Origin of the sequence: Kitasatospora sp. NPDC059571, assembly GCF_042735675.1 — a bacterium.
In the GTDB taxonomy this organism is placed as follows: Bacteria; Actinomycetota; Actinomycetes; order Streptomycetales; family Streptomycetaceae; genus Kitasatospora.
The window spans coordinates 1-1,007 of record NZ_JBHWBW010000870.1 but is presented as its reverse complement, the minus strand read 5'-3'; the positions used below and the strand labels follow the sequence as shown (position 1 = coordinate 1,007).

The 1,007-nt window shown below is 74.5% G+C and carries 1 protein-coding gene; it reads left to right on the top strand.

The features are described 5' to 3' along the window. Positions 1-965 (top strand): peptidoglycan binding domain-containing protein (locus ACFV0G_RS39645; protein WP_380558875.1); only part of this gene is annotated, 965 nt, incomplete at its 5' end. Between the last annotated feature and the right edge of the window lie 42 nt (positions 966-1,007).

Genomic DNA, 1,007 nt, shown 5'->3' with positions numbered 1-1,007 from the left:
CCGCGGAGCCGGCCCCCAAGCGCCGCGGGAAGGCCCGCAAGCTGGCCGGCTACGCCGTGGGCGGCCTGCTCTTCGCCGGTGCGGCCGCGTACGGCACCGGGCTGATGCTCAACCAGGCCGACATCCCCAAGGGCACCACCGTGCTCGGCACCGACATCGGGGGCGACAGCCGCGACCAGGCGATCAGCGCCCTGGACGCCTCGGTCGCCAAGACCGGCAAGGCGCCGATCAAGCTCAAGGTCGGCGGCCAGGCGCTCGCCCTCGACCCCGCCACGGCGGGCCTGGCCTTCGACACCACCGCCACGGTGGACGCGCTGACCAAGCACAGCTACAACCCGGTCGAGGTGATCGGCGCGCTGGCCGGCGGCACCAAGGCGGTCGAGCCGACCGTCACCGTCGACTCCGCGAAGCTGAAGGCCGCGCTGGACGGTCTGGCCGCCAAGTCCGGGCAGGGCCTCACCGAGGGCCACGTCCGCTTCACCGAGGCCGGCGGTACCGAGGTGGTCCCCGGCAAGGCGGGGCAGGCCCTGGACTCCGCCTCGGCGGCCGCCCAGGTCGAGCAGGCCTACCGCGACCGCGCCGCCGGCAAGCCGGACACCGAGGTCTCGCTCCCCCTGACGGCCGCCAAGCCGAAGGTCGGCGAGGACGCGCTGCAGGCGGCCGCCGCCGACCTCGGCAAGCAGGTGCTGGCCGGCCGGATCACCCTGAGGGCCGGCGCCAAGAGCTGGGACTTCGGCAAGCTGACGGCGGCCAAGGCGCTGACCCTGGCCCCGGACGCCTCCGGCAAGATCGTCCTCACCTGGGACCTGGACAAGCTGGACACGGCCCTGGGCGGCATCTTCGACAAGTCCAAGACCCGCAAGAACGGGACGCTCGCCCCGATCACCCCGCAGGACGTCGCGGACGGCATCGCCGCCGTGGTCGGCAAGACCGGCAAGGACCGCGTCTTCGTCTTCCCCGCCTGACCCCTGCACCGCCCGGCGGCGGGGCGGGACGGCACCGCGCCG